Raw genomic sequence first — 20,288 nt, 5'->3', positions numbered from 1 at the left:
ACATCGACAAGGCGAGGTGATCCGATGACAGCCACGCGACGGTGGCTAGTGGGCATATCGGCGGGAGTGGCGCTCAGCGTGGTGATGAGCGGCTGCGCCGGCGAGACCACGGCAAGCCCGGAAGGCCAGGGACGCTCGGCCCCGGAGGAGAAGCCCGAGCAGCAGGCCCGCGTCATCGGGGACGGTTCGACCTCCATAACCGGCCGCCAGCCCAACCAGCCCGTCACCAGGAAGCTCCGCAAGGGCGAGAAGCCGCCGCAGTTCGTGGTCTTCTCCTGGGACGGAGCGGGCGAGGACGGAAACAAGCTCTTCTCCCGCTTCCGCAAGGCGGGCAAGCGCTACGGGGCGTCCCAGTCGTTCTTCCTGAGCGGCATATACGCCCTCCCCGAGGCCAAGTCGCACCGCTACTCGCCCCCGGGCCACGCGCGCGGCGCCTCCGACATCGGCTACCTCAAGGACAAGAACATACGGGCCACCCTCCGCGAGGTGCGCAAGGCATGGCTCCAGGGGAACGAGATAGGCACCCACTTCAACGGCCACTTCTGCGGCCCCACGGGTGGCGGCAGCTGGTCGGCGGACCAGTGGAAGAGCGAGATACGCCAGGCCAAGTGGTTCGTGGAGCACTGGAAGACGACCACCGGCTTCAAGCGTGAGGACCCTCTTCCCTTCGACTACGACAAGGAACTCATAGGGGGACGCGCTCCCTGCCTCCAGGGCCAGGAGAATCTGCTCCGCGCGGCCAAGGAGATGGGCTTCCGCTACGACTCCAGCGGCAACGGGACCCAGGTCTGGCCCAAGAAGAAGAGCGGCCTGTGGGACGTATCGCTCCAGGAGGTCCCCATGCCGGGGCGCGCGTTCCAGACGCTCTCCATGGACTACAACTTCCTGGCGAACCAGTCGGGGACGGTCCAGACCGGCGCGGGCGGGGACGCGAAGCACGCGTCGTACGGGCGCCAGATGCGCGAGGGCCTGATGAAGGGCTTCCAGCGCGCCTACAAGGGCAACCGCGCGCCCCTGATCGTCGGCAACCACTTCGAGGACTGGAACGGCGGCGTGTACATGGACGCCGTCGAGCACGTCATGAAGTCGGTCTGCCACAAGCGCGAGGTCCGCTGCGTCTCGTTCAGGCAGCTGGTCGACTGGCTCGACGCACAGGACCCGAAGGTGCTCTCCAAGCTCCGCACGCTCCAGGTCGGTGAACGGCCCCAGCGCGGATGGAAGTCGTTCCTGAAGAAGAAGGGGGGCGAGGGGACGACGAGACTGGCCTCCGGCTCACAGGCCCGACGCGACTGACGCGGCCCATGTGCGGCGGGCGCCCGGGGCGGAGGCCGATCGGTCCTCCGCTCCCGGCCCGCAGCCTGCTCGTATGTACGGCAGGCGGCGGCAGTACGGGCTCGGCCCGTCCGCTCACACGGGCTGCGGCGCCTCGTACTCCCCGAGCACGAAGCCGGGGTCGACCTGGGCGGCCAGGTCGGCGCCGGTCTTCTCGTTGCCCCAGCTCTCGGCGTTGCGCAGATGGAAGTGGACCATCTGCTGCGTGTAGCGCCGCCAGTCACGCCGCTCGTACGCCCCGTCCGCGGCGTCCCGAAGCGCTTGCAGCGCCCGGCGGTTGGCGTCCTCCAGCTCCCCGAGCGGACGCGGGCGGCCCTTCTCCATGGCGCGTACCCAGTCGGAGTGCCCGAAGGAGACCAGCAGATCGTCGCCGGTCTCCTCGCGCAGGAAGTCCACGTCGTCGCTGCCGTGCACCTTGTTGCCCACCACGCGCAGCGGCACGCCGAAGTCCCGTGCGTACTCCTTGTACTGGCGGTAGACCGAGACGCCCTTGCGGGTCGGCTCCGCGACGAGGAACGTCATGTCGAAGCGCGTGAACATCCCGGAGGCGAACGAGTCGCTGCCCGCTGTCATGTCGACGACCACGAACTCGTCGCGTCCGTCGACGAGATGGTTCAGGAAGAGTTCCACCGCGCCGGTCTTGGAGTGGTAGCAGGCGACGCCCAGATCGGCCTCGGTGAAGGGCCCGGTGGCCAGCAGCCGCACCTCGCCGCCCTCGAGCGGGAGCGTACGGGCGCACGCCTCGTAGACAGGGTTGTCCTCGGTGATCCGCAGCAGCCGCGAACCCGCGCCGGGCGGCGTCGTCTTGATCATCGTCTCGGCCGACGCGATGCGCGGATTCGAACCGCGCAGCCACTCCTTGATGAGCGGAAGCTGCGCCCCCATCGACGGGAGCGCCGAGGCTTCGGCCTCGTCCATCCCCAGCGCGGCGCCCAGGTGCTGATTGATGTCCGCGTCCACCGCGACCAACGGGGCTCGCGAAGCGGCCAGTTGACGGATGAACAGCGAGGACAGCGTGGTCTTTCCGCTGCCGCCCTTCCCAACGAAAGCGATTTTCATGAACACGAGCGTATTGGTGCGGAGGCCGCCCTTGCGAAGCCCGGATGAGAAGGACCACTCGTACGTGGGACGCCGGTGGCGCCGTGGCCTGCGCGTAGGGTCGTACGCATGAGCAGCAGCACCCCTGACCCCCTGGCGCCCCTGGGGGCGCTGCCCGGCGTCCAGGACGCCGTCGACTCCGTACGGCAGTCGGTCGACCGGATCTACGGGCACCGCGTGATGCGCCGCCGCAGCAGCGAGGTGAGCGCGGAGGCGGCCCTGCGCGGCGCCCGTGCCTCCGCGGCGCTCGAAGGCGCCGACTGGGCCCTGGAGGAGATGCGCCGCCGCACCGACTTCGGAGCCGAGGGCGAGCCACGCGCGGTCGGGGCGGCGCTGCGGGTGACCGCCGAGGCGGGCCAACTCCTCGACGTGTGGCGGCAGTCGCCGATGCGGGTGCTGGCGCGGCTGCATCTCGTCGCGGCAGGAGGCGCGGGTTCGGACGAGTCGGTGGGCCGGCCCCGCCTCGCGGGCGAGCCGGTCACGGCCACCGGGACCGGGGACGCGACGGGGGCCGGTACCGCGTGGGCGAAGGAGCCGCCGGACGCGGACGAGGTGGCGGCCCGGCTGGACGCGCTGGCCCGGATCGTGGTGGACGGTACGGAGGTGCCGGCACTGGTGCTCGCGGCGATCGTGCACGGCGAACTGGCCACGCTGCGCCCCTTCGTCTCGTACAACGGCCTCGTCGCTCGGGCCGCCGAACGCATCGTCCTGGTGGGCAGCGGACTCGACCCCAAGTCCATCTGCCCGGCCGAGGTCGGCCAGGTGGAACAGGGCGTCGGCTCCTACGAGTCGGCCCTGGACGACTACGCCTCGGGGACGCCGGAGGGCATGGCCGCATGGATCGGCCGGTGCGGAAGGGCCCTCGAACTGGGCGCACGCGAGACCACGGCGGTGTGCGAGGCGCTGCAACGCGGAGCGGCATAGCACGACGGGCAACGAGGGGCGCTCACGCGCCCGTGGTCGTGGCCGTGTGACGCTCCCGTACGCACGAATGCGGCGGCACCGCCGTCGACGGTGCCGCCGCTGGCACGGATACCGGGTTACCAGTGCGTGCTCTCATAGGGCCCGTCAGGCCGGGATTCCGCCCGTCTCCTGGCGGGTTCGCCCGATACGTGGGCTCAGCGTCGCGTGGGTGCCCGGTATTCATGCAAGGCGGTCCGTGGGGCCTTGTGCGTACCGGCGAACTCTGTATCGCCGCTGGTCTCGCGGGCCGTCAATTCCTTTGTACTGCGCGCCGCCATGATGTGGAACCCCTGGCCTCCGGTCTTTACCTTCGCCTCAAAGCCGCTCGAAACGGGCACCCCTGCGCTGGCTCGTGTACCAGACCAGACCCGCGGTGGCGACCGCCGCTCCCACCGCCGCCGCGGCGATGGCCAGTGCCGGCCGCGACGGCATCGAGAGCCCCGGGACGCGCTCCTTGAGCCTGACGGGCCGGGAGAAGCTGAGCACGGGCCAGTCGCGGCCGACCGCCTCCTTCCGCAGTGCCCGGTCCGGATTGACCGCGCAGGGATGACCGACGGCCTCCAGCATCGGGACGTCGGTGACCGAGTCGCTGTAGGCGTAGCACTGGCTCAGGTCGTACCCCTCGGACTCCGCGAGCGAGGCGATGGCCTCCGCCTTGGCCGGACCGTAGGCGTAGTACTCGATCTCGCCGGAGTAGCAGCCGTCCTCGACGACCATGCGGGTCGCCACGACCCGGTCGGCGCCGATCAACTCCCCGATCGGCTCGACGACTTCGGCCCCCGAGGTGGAGACGATGACCACGTCCCGGCCGGCGAGGTGGTGCTCCTCGATGAGGGAGGCCGCCTCGTCGTAGATGATCGGGTCGATGAGGTCGTGGATCGTCTCGGCCACGATCTCCTTCACCTGCTCGACGTTCCAGCCGCGGCACAGCGCCGAGAGATACTCGCGCATCCGCTCCATCTGATCGTGGTCCGCGCCCCCGAGGAGATATACGAACTGGGCGTACGCAGTGCGGAGTACGGCACGGCGATTGATCAGGCCACCCTGGTAGAAGGATCTGCCGAAGGCGAGCGTGCTCGACTTCGCAATGACCGTCTTGTCCAGATCGAAGAACGCGGCTGTGCGGCGCATCGCTAGGTTTTCCACGAAGCCGAGCATAGGCGCCAACCATTCGGCGTAAGGTGGGGCGCGTGGGTTTGCCTGAGAAGGCCCTCGGGTACACCATGGAAGTCACGGATCGTTCGCGACCGTGCTAACCCGGCCCGACTCCTCCCCCCCCGAGTCGGCCCTGGGGACGACCCCCGCTCTCCCCCCCGGCGGGGGTCGTCGCATGTCCAAGGCCCTTTCGGTCTCGCGGTGATCGTTCACGCCGCCCTTCGCGATCTTCAGCGGCCCGTTCTGCGGCTCCTCGATTTCGTCACTGAGTGTAATCGACGGACTGCTCTCCGGGAGCCGCCGGGATGGGTGACGAAGTTATTCACAACCTCAGGCATGTCCACAGTTTTGGACCATGATCACCGCGCTTTTCGCGTTCCCCGCACAGTGATTCCCGACAGGGCCCGCAGGTGTTTGCGGGAGTGAGCCTGTGAACCGCGAAGGGGGTCTGGAACGTGGCCGAAACCATTCTGATTGTCACCGAGGACGAAGAACTCCTTGACGATCTCCTGAGGCTGTGTGCGGCTGCCGGGGCTGAAGCGGAAGTTGTGCACGGAGCGCCTCCCGACCGGATGTCGTGGGCGGGGTGGGGCGGTGCGAAGGCCTGGGACAAGGCGCCTTTGGTGCTCGTAGGAGACGACTGCTCGGGCGCGCAGGGGCTGGGCGGCGCCACCGGGGGAGAGCCATCCGGAATCTTGCGCAGGCCGGGAGTCCTCCTCGTCGGCAAGGACCTGGACGATCCGGGGGTGTGGGAGCGGGGAGCGCGTATCGGCGCCGAGGGCGTGGTGATGCTGCCCGACGCCGAGAGCTGGCTGGCCGGTCGTATCGCGGACGCGTCGGAGTGCGTGGGCAGACCGGCAATGACGGTCGGGGTCCTCGGCGGGCGAGGCGGAGCCGGGGCTTCGACGCTCGCCTGCGCCCTGGCGGTCACGGCCGCGCGGGAGGGGCACCGCACGATGCTCGTCGACGGCGACGCGCTGGGCGGCGGCCTGGACGTGCTGCTCGGCGGGGAACGGACGGAGGGGCTGCGATGGCCGGCGTTCGCGGAGTCGCGGGGCCGGGTCGCCGGCGGTGCGCTCGAGGAATCCTTGCCGAGACTGCACGACTTGAGCGTGCTCAGCTGGGACCGGGGGGACTCCGTGCTGATCCCGGCGGACGCGATGAAGTCCGTGCTCTCCGCCGCACGGCGGCGCGGTGGCGTGGTCGTGGTCGATCTGCCGCGGCGGGTGGACGAGACCGTGGCGGAGGCCCTGGCCCAGACGGATCTCGGACTGCTCCTGGTGCCGGCCGAGTTGCGCGCCGTCGCCGCGGCCCACCGTGTCGCCTCGCGTACGCAGATGGTGCTGCGTGACCTGCGGGCGGTCGTGCGCACACCGGGCGGTCCGGGCGGTCCGCGAGGGTACGGGCCGGGGCTCGACGAGGGCGAGGTCGCGAGGCTGCTGAGGCTGCCGCTCGCGGGTGAACTCCCATGGGAGCCGGGGCTGTCGGAGGCGGCCGAGCGCGGCGTACCGCCGGGGGTGCGTGCGAGCGGGGTGCTCGCCCGGTTCTGCCGTGACTTCTGGGCGCGGGCGTTGAGCGGCGGAGTGAGCGGTGGGGGTGTGTCCGTATGAGTGCGAGGCAGATGAGGCAGGCCGGACGGGGAACGGCGGGGCGGCGCAGGGAAGTTGAGGCCGCCGGGCCCGGACGGGGTGCGGCGGCTCAGGGGATGGTTCCTCCGGGGGCGGCGGCTGCCGGGGCCGTATCCACCGGGAAGGCGGTCGCAGGAGCCTCGTCCGACGGTCCGGGGGAGCGCACGCTGCTCGATGCCGTACGCCGAAGGCTCGCCGAGTCGGGAGCCGAGCCGACCCCGGCGCGTGTGGCGGCGGCACTGCGCGCGCATGGACGGCTGCTGGGCGACAGCGCGGTGCTCGGCGTGGTGGAGGCACTGCGCTCGGAGATGGTGGGCACCGGTCCGCTGGAGCCGCTGCTTGCCGACCCGGATGTGACGGACGTGCTGGTCACCCGTCCCGACGAGGTGTGGGTCGACCGCGGCGGCGGACTGGAGCGCACCGATGTGCGCTTCCCCGATGCCGCGTCCGTACGGCGGCTGGCGCAGCGCCTGGCCACGTCGGCGGGGCGGCGGCTCGACGACGCGAGGCCGTGGGTGGACGCGCGGCTGCCGGACGGCACGCGGCTCCATGCGGTGCTTCCGCCGGTGGCCGTCGGGTCGACGTGCCTCTCGCTGCGCGTGGTGCGGCACAAGGCTTTCAGCCTGGGCGAGTTGGTGGCCGCGGGCACGGTTCCGCCGGGCGGCGAGCGGCTGCTGCGCGCCGTGCTCGACGCGAGGCTGTCGTTCCTCATCAGCGGCGGCACCGGATCGGGGAAGACGACTTTGCTGAGTTCGCTGCTGGGCCTGGTGAGCCCGGAGGAGCGGATCGTGCTGGCAGAGGACTCGGCCGAGCTGCGCCCCGACCACCCCCATGTCGTACGGCTGGAGGCGCGCCCTGCGAACCAGGAGGGCGCCGGACGCGTCGCGTTGGTGGACCTGGTGCGGCAGGCGCTGCGCATGCGGCCCGACAGGCTGGTCGTCGGCGAGGTCCGCGGAGCCGAAGTGACCGACCTGCTGGCTGCGTTGAACACGGGACACGAGGGCGGCTGCGGCACCTTGCATGCCAACGCGGCCGGGGACGTGCCGGCGCGGCTGGAGGCGTTGGGCACGACGGCCGGGCTCGAACGGGCCGCTCTGCACAGTCAGTTGGCCGCGGCACTCGATGTGCTGGTGCATCTGGTGCGCGACGCCTCGGGGCGGCGGCGTATCGCGGAGATCCATGTGCTGGCACGGGACGGGGACGGCCTCGTCACAACCGTTCCGGCCGTGGTGTGGGGCGAGGGCGGCTTCGTCGAAGAGCGCGGCGCGAGGCAGTTGTGGGGGATGTGCGGGCGGGGGCGCGGACGTCTCGGCGGAGGTCCGGCAGAGCGGCCGAGCGATGCGCAAGCAGGTTCGGGTCCCGGATCGCCCTCGTCGGGCCGCGCGGCGGATCTCGGTATCGCACAAGAGGGGGGACGGAGATGACGGGGGCGACGGCTTCCGTGGGGCACGGAGCGGCGGCCGTGGAGGCGGCGCCCGTGTACGCGGCAATGGTGTGTGCGGGGGCTGCTGCCTGGCTGATGGGCGGCAGTGACGACCGCGGCCGGCGCGCGCGACTCCTGCTGGCCGGGTCGGGCCGGGCAGTGACGCCTCCGCCTCGACTGCCGTCGGCGGTCGTCGAGTTGGCCGCCTTCTTACGCGGCCGTCTCGGAGGATCCGCCGCTCATGCGTGGTGGTGCGTGCTGGGCGGGGCGGTGCTCGGGCTGCTGAGCGAGTCCTGGCTTCCACCGGTCGCGGGTGCCGTGGCGGTGCCGTGCGTACGGAGGGTGCTGCGCGGGCGAGAGCGTGAGAAGGCGAAGGAGCGCAGGGCAGCAGCGGTGGTGGAGCTGTGCGGCGCCGTGTCGGGCGAACTGCGCGCCGGACGCCAGCCCGACCGTGCTCTGCTCTCGGCCGGAGGCATGGTGCTGCGGGAGTTGGGGGAGAGCGGTGCCGCCGTTCTCGCGGCGGCACGCTTCGGCGGCGATGTGCCGGGGGCGTTGCGGGAGGCGGCGCGGATTCCCGGAGCGGAGGGCCTGCGTGGTGTGGGGGCCTGCTGGCAGGTGGCAGTCGAGGGCGGCGCGAGCCTGGCGGCCGGTCTCGACAAGGTCTCCGACGCGCTGCGTGCGGAGCGGGATCAACACGAGGAATTGCGGGCGCTGTTGGCGGGCCCGCGCTCCACAGCGGTCGTACTTGCGCTGCTCCCCGGATTCGGCCTGCTACTCGGTACGGCGATGGGAGCGGCTCCCACGCAGGTGCTGTTGCACAGTCCGCCCGGGCTGGCCTGTCTCGCCGCCGGTGGACTGCTGGAGTGGGCGGGCATCGCCTGGGTGTCCCGGCTCGTACGGAGCGCGGAAAGGCCGGTGGCGGCAGCTGAGGAGCAGCGGAAATGAATGGCGCCGCCTCCGTCGCCCTCACCGAGGTCGTGCTCTGGATGGTGCTGCTCGGCAGTGCCGCATGGGCGACGGCTTGCCTGCGGGAGGGCTGGCGCGGTCGCAGGGTGCGGCATAGGACGCGGGGCCTGCTCGCGCGGGCCGAGCACGCCGACACAGGTGAATCGGGGTCGTCTTCCGGGCGCTCGGTGGGCCGCGGGGACGCCGGGAGAGGTGTCGGCCATCTCGGCCGCCGGGTGGGACGCATCCGCAGGAAGGTCCGGTCGAAGACCGGGAGCACCGGGGGCCGCGGTCGGTCGCGGGGCTTGCGTGAGCTGGGGGCGGCGCTGGGCGTGGCCGCGTTCGCCGTGGTCGTGGTCGGCGGCGCCTCGGGGTGGCTCCTCGGTTGCGCGGGCGGGTACGGCGTCGTGTGGTGGATGCGCCGAAGACAGGCCGGTGAGGACGATGCCGGGCCGGGGGAGTCGGCCGAGGCGCGCGCGGCGGCCCGTGCCGCAGCCGAACAGCTGCCGCTGGCAGCCGAGTTGATGGGCGCATGCCTCGCAGCGGGATCCGGCCCGGCGCAGGCCGCAGACGCCGTCGGACGCTCGCTCGGCGGCCCACTGGGTGCGCTGCTGATCCGTACGGCCTCCGAGTTGCGGCTCGGAGCCGAACCGGCGGCGGCGTGGGCGCACTTCGCATCGTTGCCGGGCGGCGACGGCTTCGTCCGCAGCATGGAACGGGCGGGTACGGCAGGTGCACCGGCCGTCGAGCAGGTGGCACGGCTCACCGGAGAGCTCCGCGCGCGACGCGTACGTGAGGCATCTGCACGGGCGCGGCGAGCGGCGGTGCTCGTGACCGGACCGTTGGGGCTGTGCTTCCTGCCCGCCTTCCTCACCATCGGAGTCGCCCCTGTGGTGATGGGCCTGGCGGGATCCCTGCTGTGAGCGCGGCAGCCGCGGCCGGCGAAGGCACCCCGATCTGTCGAAGGGAAGCGGCAGTTGGCAGTTGCAGACACGGCAGCGGCTGGCGACGTCAGCGAGCGGCAGCGATTAAAGGGAGCAACGGACAAAGGCAGTAGTGACCGAAGACCGCACCGACAACAGAACAAGACCGAACGACCAAGCACCAGAGGGGGAACCAACCATGGCCGGGAAGATCCGTCGCGCCGTGCGCACTTCGTACGGCCGCACGACAAGTGCCGTACGTCGCCGAGTGCGCGAGATCGGCGGGCAGTTGACGTCTGACGCGGGGATGAGCACGGCGGAGTACGCGGTGGGGACCATCGCGGCGTGCGGATTCGCCGCGGTGCTCTACAAGGTCGTCACGAGCGGCGCCGTCAGCGGTGAGATGCAGCAGCTCATCGAGAGGGCGCTCCATGCCCGGTTCTGACGACGGCTATGTGACGGCGGAGACCGCGGTGGTCATTCCCGCCCTCGTGCTCCTCTTCGGAATGCTGCTGTGGGGCGTCATGGCCGCGGCGGCCCACATCCAGTGCGTCGACGCCGCACGGGCGGGGGCCCGTGCGGCGGCCCGAGGGGAGAAGGAGCAGGGGGTGCGTTCCGCGGTGCGGTCGGCGGCACCGCATGGTGCCACGGCGAAGACGGTGAGGGATGGTCGACTGGTGCGGGTCCACGTGCGGGCCCGCACCGTCGGCCCGGGTCCGCTGGCCCTCGGGCTCAACGCCGAGGCGGTGGCAATGGCCGAGGAGGGAACGGGGGCGGCGGCGCATGCGAGCAGATGACCGTGGGTCGGCAACTGTGTGGGCTGCTCTCTGCGGCGTGCTGCTGTGCGGCGTGGTGGCGGTGGTACTGGGCCTGGGACAGGCCGTCGCCGCGCGCCACCGTGCGGGAGGGGCGGCGGACCTGTCGGCGCTCGCCGCCGCCGACCACGCCCTGGAAGGCCGGGCACGGGCGTGTGCCGCGGCGAGGGAGGTCGCCGGCGCACAGGAAGCCCGGCTCGTCAGGTGCGTCGTCACCGGAGAGGTCGCGGACGTCTCGGCACGGGTCCGGTTCGGTCCGTATGCGCCGACGGTGCGTGCCCGTGCGGGACCGCAGGACGCCCCGGCCCCACCCGGCACGGGCCCTCCAGCGGGCAAGGGCGCCGCATCGCGGGTGGGCGCCTCGGCTGCCGGAGCCGCAGAGGCTGCGTGCGCAGACGGTGCCTCCGGTGCGGCCTGTGCTGCCGATCTTCCTTGTGCCTTCGGTGCCATCCGCCTCGCCGGCATCGTCTATGCCGCGGACTCCGGTGCTGCACATGTACGCGCAGGGCCTCGCCCCGCATCAGACCGCGGAGGCCAGCAGTTCGGTGAGGAGACGCACGGCGCCGCGTTTGTGCAGCGGTTCGTTGCCGTTGCCGCACTTGGGCGACTGGATGCACGAGGGGCATCCGGCCTCGCACTCGCACGCGGCGATGGCGTCCCGGGTGGCGGTGAGCCAGCTGCGTGCGGTTCGGAAGGCCCGTTCTGCGAAGCCGGCGCCGCCCGGCTGCCCGTCGTACACGAAGACGGTGGGCAGCAGGGTGTCGGGGTGCAGGGCGATCGAGACGCCGCCGATGTCCCAGCGGTCGCATGTGGCGAAGAGCGGCAGCAGGCCGATGGCCGCGTGCTCGGCGGCGTGGAGCGCACCGGGGAGCACTGCGTGCTCGACGCCGGCGGCCTCCAACTGGTCCTCCGTGAGCGTCCACCAGACGGCCCGGGTGCGAAGGGTGCGCGGAGGCAGGTCGAGCTTCGTCTCGCCCATGACCTCGCCGGTGATGAGGCGGCGTCGCAGATAGGAGACGACCTGATTGGTCACCTCCACGGTGCCGTAGCACAACCGCGCGTCGCCCCACGGCACTTGCTCGTCCGTCTCCAGCACCGAGACGCTGGTGGTGTCCCTGGCCATCGTGGTCCAGGGCGGCGAGGCCTCCTCCACCAAGGCGGCCGAGTCCTCGAGATCGAGGTGCCGGACCACATAGGTACGGCCCTGATGCAGATGCACGGCCCCCTCGTGGACAGTCGAGTGCGCCGCTCCCGCGTCGACGGTGCCGAGGAGACGTCCCGTCCCGTCCTCCACCACCTGTACGGGAGCGCCGCCGGAGCCGCGGATGTCGGCGAGGTCGCAGGCCCGTTCCTTCAGCGTCCAGTACCAGGAGGCTCCCCGCCGGCGCAGAAGCCTGCGCTCCTCCAGCTGACGCAGCAGATCGGGGAAGCCGTCGCCGAAGAGCGCGGAGTCGTTCTCGGTGAGCGGGATCTCCGACGCGGCGGCACACAGATGGGGCGCCAGCACATACGGGTTGTCCGGGTCGAGCACGGTCGACTCGACGGGTGCCCGGAACAGCGAATCGGGGTGATGGACGAGATAGGTGTCGAGTGGATCGTCGCGGGCCACGAGCACGGCGAGTGCTCCTTCTCCCGTACGTCCCGCGCGACCGGCCTGCTGCCATACGGAGGCACGCGTGCCCGGATAGCCGGTGATCAGCACGGCGTCGAGACCGGAGACGTCGACGCCCAGTTCGAGGGCGTTGGTCGCGGCGAGCCCGAGGAGTTCGCCGGTGTGCAGGCTGTGTTCGAGCGCGCGCCGCTCCTCCGGCAGATAGCCGCCGCGGTAGGCCGCGACCCGTCCGCTCAGCGAACGGTCCACCGCGGCGAGACGATCCTGCGCGATGAGCGAGATGAGTTCGGCGCCCCGACGTGAACGTACGAAGGCGACGGTTCGCACACCCTGCACGGCCAGGTCCGTGAGCAGTTCCGCGGACTCGGCTGTGGCGGTGCGTCTGACGGGGGCGCCGCGTTCGCCCTCCAGCTCGGTCAGCGGCGGCTCCCACAGCGCGAAGACCACTTCGCCCCGAGGAGAGGTGTCCTCCGTGACCTCCTCCACGGGCACCCCGGTCAGCCGTGCGGCGGCCTCGCCCGGGTCGGCTGCCGTAGCGGAGGCGAGGAGGAAGACAGGGTCCGAGCCGTAACGGGCGCACACGCGGCGCAGCCTGCGTATGACCTGGGCGACGTGTGAGCCGAACACCCCGCGATAGGTGTGGCATTCGTCGATGACGACGTAGCGCAGCGAGCGCAGAAAGGAGGCCCAGCGGGCGTGGGCCGGGAGTATCCCGCGGTGCAGCATGTCCGGGTTGGTGAGCACGTAGTTGGCGAACACCCGCACCCACTCGCGCTCTTCGACAGGCGTGTCCCCGTCGAATACCGCGGGTCGCACGGCGGTGCCCAGCGGCGCGGCCAGTTCGGAGACCGCCCGGCGCTGGTCGGCCGCGAGCGCTTTGGTCGGCGCCAGATACAGAGCGGTGCTTCCGCGCGCCCCCCTGTGCCCCACCCCGCCCGCATCGCCCTTGCCTCCCTGAACTTCCTGATCGCCCGGCCCGCTTGCGCCTTCCGTACGGTCCGTACCGGCCGCCCCGTCGACGAGCGTGCTCAGCACCGGCATGAGATAGGAGAGGGACTTGCCCGAGGCGGTGCCTGTGGCGATGATCACGGACTCCCCGCGGAGTGCGTGACCGGCCGCGCGCGCCTGATGCTCCCAGAGCCGTTCGATGCCGGATTCCCTTACGGCGTCGACCACTTCGGGCCGTATCTGCCCGGGCCAGTCGGCATGGCGACCGACCCGTGGGGGCAAGTGCTCCGTATGAGTGATACGCGCAGCCCTGCCCGCCCCGGCGGTGAGTTGGGCGAGCACCGCGCGGGGATCGCTGTCCGGGACCTTGCGGGATGGCACAGCAGGTGAGCGTACGCTCGTGCCGACCAGATGCGGTCGGCCGGCCGTGGCCACCGGCGGTGTCACCGGTGCGACGCACAATGACAGCAAGGCGTCGTGCGTGCAGGCCGGTAAGTGATTGAATGCTTCTGCGGCTGCCGATCCGCCTGCTGTCCCGGCCTTTCCCGGCCGGGATGTCTCAGTTGGTGGACGACTCGATTGCAAGGTGCTGGAGGATCCGTGGACCTGTCCCTGTCGACCCGGACCGTAGGCGATCGGACGATCGTCGAGGTCGGTGGCGAGATTGATGTATACACCGCGCCCAAGCTGCGCGAGCAGCTGGTCGAGCTTGTGAACGACGGGAGCTACCACCTCGTCGTGGACATGGAAGGCGTGGACTTCCTGGACTCCACCGGGCTGGGTGTGCTCGTCGGCGGGCTCAAGCGGGTGCGTGCCCACGAGGGCTCGCTGCGCCTGGTGTGCAACCAGGAGCGCATTCTCAAGATCTTCCGTATCACCGGTCTGACCAAGGTCTTCCCGATCCACGGCTCCGTGGACGAGGCCGTCGCGGCGACCGACTGACGTCCGCTCGAAGCGGACCGGATACCGGAACGACGTTGGAGGTGCCGGGCTCTTGGAGCCCGGTACCCGGGAATGTGTTCAAGGCAAGTTCAAGGGGGATGGCATGGCCATCGTGGAACTCCGATTCAGCGCGCTGCCGGAGCATGTGCGTACGGCGAGGCTGGTGGCTGCCGCGGTCGCGCGGCGTGCCGGGGTGGACGAGGCCGTGCTCGACGAGGTCCGGCTGGCGGTCGGCGAGGCGTGTTCGCGAGCGGTCGGGCTGCATGTGCTCCACGGTGTCGAGAGCCCCGTGCGCGTGGCGCTGATCGAGGAGGAGAAGAAGTTCTCGATCGAGGTCGGTGACGGGACTTCGACAGCAGCCGCTTCCTCCCACGGCGCCTCCGGGGCCGACTCCGCTTCCCGGGCGCCCGCGACTTCGCCGGACGACGACGAGGCCGAGAGCGACATGGGCCTCGCGGTCATCAGCGGTCTCGTCGACGACGTCGAGGTGACCGCGGACGACGACGGGGGCCTGATCCGCATGAGCTGGCCGGTCGCCCCGGAGCCGGTGCTTCCCTGAAGCCCTGAAGCCGGCGGCCCATCGGCTTCCCCTCACCGGTCGGGTTGCCTGCCGGTTCGCCGGCTCACGTCGGTCGACTCACGGAACGCAGCTGCTTCAGATCGCGGTACGGAGCGGTGGCTCGGGGGCTCCGAACGAACCCTCGCCACCGGATCCGCCCGGCTCCGTCGATTCCCCGCCTTCAGCGCTCTGACCAGGTGTGCAAGGCGTCGCCAGAGGGCCAGTGCCGAAGCGGTAGCAAGATGTTGCGGGATCTTCATCAAGTGAGCGCGGACCGCCTCAGACGCCACATGCGTCTCATCTGTCCCATGTCCGCGCAGGGCCCCTCTCCACAGCCACCCCGCCCCGGGAAGTGAATCCCTGAACTGATTTGGTGTGAAAAATGGGGCCTGCCGGGCCGGCGAAGCGATCATTTTTTACAGCGTCAACTTTTTTGTAAAGCTACCTCGTGCGAGCGAATTCCCCACACGAACTCCATTTGATCTCCGCTGTTGCAGGCGGATCGCCGAAACGGTGCACTGTTTTGTTCTGGAGCTGATCCCTACAATCCGTCCACATCTTTGCAAGCAGGAGCCGGCCACCGAACCGCGCGCCCCTGCGCCAAGCGTCAAGGAGGACGAATGGCGGGGCACCTCAGCCCATCTCAGAACAACCTGCACCTCGCTGATGCCATGCTGACCACTGGCAATCGCGGTCTCGTCATCGTGATCGCGCTGGTCGCCCTGGCAGCTCTCGGCGTCGCCGTCGTGCTGGTCCGTCAAGTACTCGCCGCGAGCGAGGGCACCGACAGCATGAAGAAGATCGCTGCCGCCGTGCAGGAAGGCGCCAACGCCTATCTTGCGCGTCAGTTGCGCACGCTCGGCATTTTCGCCGTCGTGGTCTTCTTCTTGTTGTTCCTCTTGCCTGCCGATGACATGAGCCAGCGTGTAGGACGATCGCTGTTCTTCCTGGTCGGCGCGGCTTTCTCCGCAGCCACCGGCTATATCGGCATGTGGCTCGCGGTGCGCAGCAACGTACGAGTCGCCGCGGCCGCCCGTGAGGCCACCCCCGAAGAGGGTGAGCCTGCCGCGGACCTCACCAAGGTCTCGCACAAGGCCATGAAGATCGCCTTCCGTACGGGCGGCGTCGTCGGCATGTTCACGGTCGGGCTCGGCCTGCTGGGTGCGGCCTGCGTCGTGCTCGTCTACGCCGCGGACGCCCCCAAGGTGCTGGAGGGCTTCGGCCTCGGCGCCGCGCTGATCGCGATGTTCATGCGTGTCGGCGGCGGCATCTTCACCAAGGCCGCCGACGTCGGCGCCGACCTCGTCGGCAAGGTCGAGCAGGGCATCCCGGAGGACGACCCGCGTAACGCCGCGACCATCGCGGACAACGTCGGCGACAACGTCGGCGACTGCGCGGGCATGGCCGCGGACCTCTTCGAGTCCTACGCCGTGACGCTGGTCGCCGCGCTCATCCTGGGCACGGCCGTATTCGGCAACGACGGCCTGACGTTCCCGCTCCTGGTTCCGGCGATCGGCGTGATCACGGCAGTGATCGGTGTGTTCGTCGTGGCTCCGCGCACCAACGACCGCAGCGGCATGACGGCGATCAACCGCGGTTTCTTCATCTCCGCGCTGATCTCCCTCGTGCTGGTCGCCATCGCGGCGTTCACCTACCTCCCCTCCAAGTACTCCGACTTGAAGGGCGTCGGAGGCGACGCGCAGGAGATCCTCGGCCACAGCGGCGACCCGCGGGTGCTGGCCATCGTCGCGGTCGCCATCGGCATCGTGCTCGCAGCGGTGATCCAGCAGCTGACGGGCTACTTCACCGAGACCAACCGCAAGCCCGTGAGGGACATCGGCCGTACGTCGCTGACCGGCCCGGCCACCGTCATCCTGTCGGGCATGTCCATCGGTCTGGAGTCGGCCGTCTACACGGCGCTGCTGATCGGCCTGAGCGTGTACGGCGCCTTCCTCCTCGGAGGCGGCACCGTGATGCTGGCGCTGTTCGCCGTGGCCCTCGCGGGCACCGGTCTGCTGACCACGGTCGGCGTCATCGTCGCCATGGACACCTTCGGTCCGGTCTCCGACAACGCGCAGGGCATCGCTGAGATGTCCGGCGACGTCGAGGGCGACGGCGCCCAGGTCCTCACCGACCTCGACGCCGTGGGCAACACCACGAAGGCCATCACCAAGGGCATCGCCATCGCGACGGCCGTCCTGGCCGCGGCGGCGCTGTTCGGCTCGTACCGTACGGAGCTCGTCAGCGCGCTGAGCGAGGCCGGCGAGAGCAGCGACAAGATGATGCAGCTGCTCGACATCGCGCAGCCCAGCACGCTTGTCGGGCTGATGCTCGGTGCCGCGGTCGTCTTCCTCTTCTCGGGGCTGGCGATCAACGCGGTGTCGCGTTCCGCGGGCGCGGTGGTCTACGAGGTCCGCCGGCAGTTCCGGGAGAAGCCCGGGATCATGGACCACACCGAGCAGCCGGAGTACGGGCGCGTCGTCGACATCTGCACCAAGGACGCCCTGCGGGAGCTGACGACGCCCGGTCTGCTGGCCGTGCTGTCGCCGATCCTGGTGGGCTTCACCTTCGGTGCCGGTGCCCTGGCGGCGTTCCTCGCCGGCGCGATCGGTGCGGGCACGCTGATGGCCGTCTTCCTGGCCAACTCCGGCGGCGCGTGGGACAACGCCAAGAAGCTCGTCGAGGACGGGAACCACGGCGGCAAGGGCAGCGAGGCCCACGAGGCCACCATCATCGGCGACACGGTCGGCGACCCGTTCAAGGACACCGCGGGCCCGGCCATCAACCCGTTGCTGAAGGTGATGAACCTGGTGGCGCTGCTCATCGGGCCCGCCGTGATCCAGTTCTCCTACGGTGACGACGCGAGCGTCGGCGTACGCGCCGTCGTCGCGCTGGTCGCGGCGGCGGTCGTCATCGGTGCCGTCTACATCTCCAAGCGCCGCGGGATCGCCATGAGCGACACCGGCGGCGACGGCGACACCGGATCGGACAACGAGAGCGGCGGCGACGCCGGCAACGACGCGGAGCGCACGGCGAAGCCGAGCGATCCGGTCGCGGCCTCCTGACGGTCCGGCGGGTCCGACAGGTCCGAAGGGCCTGAAGGGCAGGACGGACCCGAAGGGTCACATTGCATCAACAGACAGGCGGGCAGGGCACGTTGGCGCCCTGCCCGCCTTACTGTCCTGTGGGGCACCACACAAGATCGACGCGTGGTGCAAATGGCTAGAATGCGGCACGTTCTTCTCGCCCGACTCGTCGCCGCCGACCCAAGTGCGTGTATGTTCCGGGCCGAACAGCCACGGAAGGGACCGATCCGGTGAAGAAAAAACTTGCGGCTGCACTCTCCGGGGGTGCGGCTATCGCACTCACGCTGACCGGTTGCAGCGGGGACAACAGCGCGCAGGCCGACGAGTGGGCCAAGAAGGTCTGCGACCAGGTGCAGCCACAGGTGAAGAAGATCCAGGAGGCCAACGCCTCCATCAACGACGCGTCGAAGGAGAAGAACTCCTCGGCCGACGTGAAGAAGACGGACGCCGCCGCCTTCGAGAAGATCTCCGGCGCCTACAAGTCCCTGGGCGACGCGGTCGACAAGGCGGGCCCGCCCCCTGTCGACGACGGCGAGAAGCTGCACACCGACGCCGTGAAGGAACTGCGCGGCATCTCGACCAAGTACGGCCAGCTGCGCAAGACCGTGGACGGCCTGAACACCAAGGACCAGGCGAAGTTCGCCGAGGGCCTTCAGGGCGTGGCCACTCAGCTCGACGCGCTCGGCAAGAGCGGTGACAAGGCACTGAACAAGCTCCAGTCCGGGGACATCGGCAAGGCGATGGCCAACCAGAAGGGGTGCAAGCGCACCGGGGGCGCGCCGGCGACGTAGGCAGTGGGCGGGGGCGGCCGGGAAAGCTGGGGAACCGTACGGCCCCGTCCCGTACGCCCGTGCCCCGAGCGGGGCGCGACTCCGCGGCGACCTGGGCGGCGCACCCCTGCACCCCGGACGTCACAATGGGCTGCGTGAGTACGAGCGAGCGCCTTCCCGAAGCAGACCCCGGTCGCACCGCACGGCTGAGGGAGGCGTTGCGCGCCGCGAACTTCACCGCCGACGGCCTGCTCGATCTGCTGGGCGGTCCCGCGTACGCCGCCCTCGCACGCAGCGAGACCGTTCCCGCCCTGCGCGCGACCCGCGGTCCGAGCCCGCTGGAGACCCTGGTCCGGCTGTTCCTGCTTCAGCAGGGCGTACCTCGCGACCGTGCACGGGACGCCCTTCCGCTCGATGACGCGCTGGCCGACGGCTGGCTGGTGCCCGCGCCGCAGACCGGGGGCGGGACCGAGGGAGAGACCGAGGCCGGGACCGAGCACGGGGAAGCGCGGCAGCCGGTGCGCGCGACCGTCGACGTACGGCCCTACTCCGGGCCCGGCGGCCAGGACTGGTGGATCGTCGCCGACCTCGGCTGCGCGGTCGGCGGCGCCTCCGGTGCCGGTGCCGGGGGACCGGGAGGCCACGGCAAGGACGTCGTGCTCGGCGTGGGCGGCGCCTCGACGACGCTGGCCGGTATCACCGTGCGTACGCCCGTCGCCCGTGCCCTCGACATCGGAACGGGCTCCGGCATCCAGGCCCTGCACGCCGCCGAGCACGCCTCCCACGTCACGGCGACCGACCTCAACCCCCGGGCGCTCGCCGTCGCGAGGCTCACGCTCGCGCTCTCCGGCGCGGCCGACGGCGTGGAGCTGCGCGAGGGCGCGCTCTACGAACCGGTCGCGGGCGACGAGCCGTACGACCTGATCGTCTCCAACCCGCCCTTCGTGATCTCGCCGGGCGCCCGGCTGACGTACCGGGACGGCGGGATGAGCGGCGACGACCTCTGCCGCACTCTCGTCGAGCAGTCCGCCGGCCTGCTGGCCGCCGGCGGCCACTGCCAACTGCTCGCCAACTGGGAGCACTCGCAGGACGAGGGCTGGCGGGACCGGCTGCGCTCCTGGGTGCCGCCCGGCTGCGACGCGTGGATCGTGCAGCGCGAGGTCCAGGACGTCACGCAGTACGCGGAGTTGTGGCTGCGGGACGCGGGCGACCACCGCGGTGGAGAGGCCGAGTACGCGGCCCGGTACGGCGAGTGGCTCGACGAGTTCGAACGCAGGGGCACGACCGGGATCGGCTTCGGCTGGATCACGCTGCGCAAGAGCGGCGCGGAGGAGCCGGGGATCGTGATCGAGGAGTGGCCGCACCCCGTCGAACAGCCGCTGGGCGACGAGGTGGTTCAGCATTTCGAGCGTCAGGACTTCCTGCGCGCGACCGACGACGCCGCGCTGCTCGACTGCCACTTCCGGCTGGCCGAGGGCGTCGTGCAGGAGCAGGTCGGGATGCCCGGCGCGGAGGATCCGGAGCACGTGGTGCTGCGGCAGCAGCGGGGGATGCGGCGGGCCACGAAGGTGGACACCGTGGGCGCGGGCTTCGCGGGGGTGTGCGACGGGTCGCTGCCCGCGTGGCGGATTCTGGACGCGATCGCGCAGCTGGTGGGGGAGGACCCGGTGGTGCTGCGGGACCGTACGCCGGAGGCGATCCGGCTGCTGGTGGAGCAGGGCTTCCTGCTGCCGGTCGAGGGCGCCGCGTAGCCGGGAGCGCGTGCGCGCGGGGCGGCGGGGCGACGGACGGCGGGGGTTCGCTGCCCGCGGCGGGACCGGACCGTCCGCGGCGGAGCGTCATGGACCGTCCGCGGCAGAGCCCCCCGGAGCCCGCCGGGGCCGGCCGGCGAAGGCGACGGGCCTCGGCGAAGGCGCGGAATCGGGTACTCACACACACTCGGCGGTGATCGTATTTTCGGCGTGATTTCGCTCATCACGGGTGGTCGCCCGCCCTCCCCGGCATGAGGATCGGGCGGTATCGGGCGGCAGGACCGGCGGATGTCGGGTTACCGTTCGAGTTGCGTTGCGGAGTTTTCCCGTTTGACACA

Annotated in this window: 16 protein-coding genes and 1 pseudogene; 14 read left to right on the top strand and 3 right to left on the bottom strand. The window is 70.8% G+C overall.

What is annotated here, in order from left to right; translation table 11 throughout:
- Positions 1-24 precede the first annotated feature (24 nt).
- Positions 25-1,293: a hypothetical protein gene (locus tag HCC61_RS23285; RefSeq protein WP_206322907.1), complete on the top strand. Its 1,269-nt coding sequence runs from the start codon at positions 25-27 to the stop codon at positions 1,291-1,293.
- Positions 1,294-1,407: 114 nt separating this feature from the next.
- Here HCC61_RS23285 and HCC61_RS23280 read toward each other — a convergent pair whose 3' ends face one another.
- Entirely contained in the window at positions 1,408-2,391 is a 984-nt protein-coding gene (locus tag HCC61_RS23280) for an ATP-binding protein (protein ID WP_169138448.1), read from the bottom strand.
- A 108-nt stretch (positions 2,392-2,499) separates the two neighbouring features.
- On the opposite strand from HCC61_RS23280, the gene HCC61_RS23275 reads away from it, so the two are divergent.
- Positions 2,500-3,354: a Fic family protein gene (locus tag HCC61_RS23275; RefSeq protein ID WP_169138446.1), complete on the top strand. Its 855-nt coding sequence runs from the start codon at positions 2,500-2,502 to the stop codon at positions 3,352-3,354.
- Between the two features lie 354 nt (positions 3,355-3,708).
- Here the strand turns inward: HCC61_RS23275 and HCC61_RS23270 are convergent, their stop codons facing one another.
- Positions 3,709-4,551 (bottom strand): HAD family hydrolase, encoded by an 843-nt coding sequence (locus HCC61_RS23270; RefSeq protein ID WP_169138444.1) that lies wholly within the window; start codon positions 4,549-4,551, stop codon positions 3,709-3,711.
- 452 nt (positions 4,552-5,003) lie between these two features.
- On the opposite strand from HCC61_RS23270, the gene ssd reads away from it, so the two are divergent.
- The 7 genes and pseudogenes from ssd to HCC61_RS23235 form a co-directional block, all read left to right on the top strand.
- On the top strand, positions 5,004-6,158 hold the full coding sequence (gene ssd, locus HCC61_RS23265) for a septum site-determining protein Ssd (RefSeq protein WP_169138442.1): 1,155 nt from the start codon (positions 5,004-5,006) through the stop codon (positions 6,156-6,158).
- A gap of 95 nt (positions 6,159-6,253) precedes the next feature.
- Positions 6,254-7,600 carry a TadA family conjugal transfer-associated ATPase gene (locus HCC61_RS23260; protein ID WP_240969215.1) on the top strand — a complete coding sequence of 449 codons (1,347 nt, stop codon included), beginning with the start codon at positions 6,254-6,256 and terminating at the stop codon, positions 7,598-7,600.
- Entirely contained in the window at positions 7,597-8,544 is a 948-nt protein-coding gene (locus tag HCC61_RS23255) for a type II secretion system F family protein (RefSeq protein ID WP_169138440.1), read from the top strand. Before HCC61_RS23260 ends, HCC61_RS23255 begins: the two co-directional genes overlap by 4 nt.
- Positions 8,541-9,467 (top strand): type II secretion system F family protein, encoded by a 927-nt coding sequence (locus HCC61_RS23250; protein ID WP_240969214.1) that lies wholly within the window; start codon positions 8,541-8,543, stop codon positions 9,465-9,467. The genes HCC61_RS23255 and HCC61_RS23250 overlap by 4 nt, the downstream gene beginning before the upstream one ends.
- Positions 9,468-9,666: 199 nt before the next feature.
- Positions 9,667-9,912, top strand: a complete 246-nt coding sequence (locus HCC61_RS23245; RefSeq protein WP_169138438.1) for a DUF4244 domain-containing protein — start codon at positions 9,667-9,669, stop codon at positions 9,910-9,912.
- On the top strand, positions 9,899-10,264 hold the full coding sequence (locus tag HCC61_RS23240) for a TadE family type IV pilus minor pilin (protein ID WP_169138436.1): 366 nt from the start codon (positions 9,899-9,901) through the stop codon (positions 10,262-10,264). Before HCC61_RS23245 ends, HCC61_RS23240 begins: the two co-directional genes overlap by 14 nt.
- A pseudogene (locus HCC61_RS23235) lies at positions 10,251-10,514 on the top strand (Rv3654c family TadE-like protein); the annotation flags it as partial. The gene HCC61_RS23240 and the pseudogene HCC61_RS23235, both read left to right, overlap by 14 nt.
- 288 nt (positions 10,515-10,802) lie before the next feature.
- Here the strand turns inward: HCC61_RS23235 and HCC61_RS23230 are convergent.
- Positions 10,803-13,313, bottom strand: a complete 2,511-nt coding sequence (locus tag HCC61_RS23230; RefSeq protein ID WP_169138434.1) for a DEAD/DEAH box helicase — start codon at positions 13,311-13,313, stop codon at positions 10,803-10,805.
- A gap of 129 nt (positions 13,314-13,442) precedes the next feature.
- Between HCC61_RS23230 and bldG the strand changes: the two genes are divergently transcribed.
- From bldG to HCC61_RS23205, 5 genes are all read left to right on the top strand, one after another.
- Positions 13,443-13,784 (top strand): anti-sigma factor antagonist BldG, encoded by a 342-nt coding sequence (gene bldG / locus HCC61_RS23225; RefSeq protein ID WP_019547857.1) that lies wholly within the window; start codon positions 13,443-13,445, stop codon positions 13,782-13,784.
- Between the two features lie 103 nt (positions 13,785-13,887).
- Positions 13,888-14,343 (top strand): ATP-binding protein, encoded by a 456-nt coding sequence (locus tag HCC61_RS23220; protein ID WP_169138432.1) that lies wholly within the window; start codon positions 13,888-13,890, stop codon positions 14,341-14,343.
- Positions 14,344-14,963: 620 nt separating this feature from the next.
- Positions 14,964-17,408 (top strand): sodium-translocating pyrophosphatase, encoded by a 2,445-nt coding sequence (locus tag HCC61_RS23215; RefSeq protein ID WP_169138430.1) that lies wholly within the window; start codon positions 14,964-14,966, stop codon positions 17,406-17,408.
- A 251-nt stretch (positions 17,409-17,659) separates the two neighbouring features.
- Entirely contained in the window at positions 17,660-18,220 is a 561-nt protein-coding gene (locus tag HCC61_RS23210) for a small secreted protein (RefSeq protein ID WP_206322905.1), read from the top strand.
- Positions 18,221-18,345: 125 nt separating this feature from the next.
- A complete protein-coding gene (locus HCC61_RS23205; protein WP_169138678.1) occupies positions 18,346-19,950 on the top strand; it encodes a methyltransferase in 1,605 nt (534 codons plus the stop codon).
- The last annotated feature ends 338 nt before the right edge of the window (positions 19,951-20,288 follow it).

Source organism: Streptomyces sp. HNM0575 (assembly GCF_012726265.1).
GTDB lineage: Bacteria > Actinomycetota > Actinomycetes > Streptomycetales > Streptomycetaceae > Streptomyces.
The sequence above is the reverse complement of the archived record's forward strand: the minus strand, read 5'-3'. Positions and strand labels throughout refer to the sequence as shown.

Coding starts and splice junctions, on each gene's coding strand:
- HCC61_RS23285 (WP_206322907.1), top strand. CDS start 25: ATGACAGCCACGCGACGGTGGCTAGTGGGCATATCGGCGGGAGTGGCG.
- HCC61_RS23280 (WP_169138448.1), bottom strand. CDS start 2,391: ATGAAAATCGCTTTCGTTGGGAAGGGCGGCAGCGGAAAGACCACGCTG.
- HCC61_RS23275 (WP_169138446.1), top strand. CDS start 2,500: ATGAGCAGCAGCACCCCTGACCCCCTGGCGCCCCTGGGGGCGCTGCCC.
- HCC61_RS23270 (WP_169138444.1), bottom strand. CDS start 4,551: ATGCTCGGCTTCGTGGAAAACCTAGCGATGCGCCGCACAGCCGCGTTC.
- HCC61_RS23260 (WP_240969215.1), top strand. CDS start 6,254: ATGGTTCCTCCGGGGGCGGCGGCTGCCGGGGCCGTATCCACCGGGAAG.
- HCC61_RS23255 (WP_169138440.1), top strand. CDS start 7,597: ATGACGGGGGCGACGGCTTCCGTGGGGCACGGAGCGGCGGCCGTGGAG.
- HCC61_RS23250 (WP_240969214.1), top strand. CDS start 8,541: ATGAATGGCGCCGCCTCCGTCGCCCTCACCGAGGTCGTGCTCTGGATG.
- HCC61_RS23245 (WP_169138438.1), top strand. CDS start 9,667: ATGGCCGGGAAGATCCGTCGCGCCGTGCGCACTTCGTACGGCCGCACG.
- HCC61_RS23240 (WP_169138436.1), top strand. CDS start 9,899: ATGCCCGGTTCTGACGACGGCTATGTGACGGCGGAGACCGCGGTGGTC.
- HCC61_RS23220 (WP_169138432.1), top strand. CDS start 13,888: ATGGCCATCGTGGAACTCCGATTCAGCGCGCTGCCGGAGCATGTGCGT.
- HCC61_RS23215 (WP_169138430.1), top strand. CDS start 14,964: ATGGCGGGGCACCTCAGCCCATCTCAGAACAACCTGCACCTCGCTGAT.
- HCC61_RS23205 (WP_169138678.1), top strand. CDS start 18,346: ATGGGCTGCGTGAGTACGAGCGAGCGCCTTCCCGAAGCAGACCCCGGT.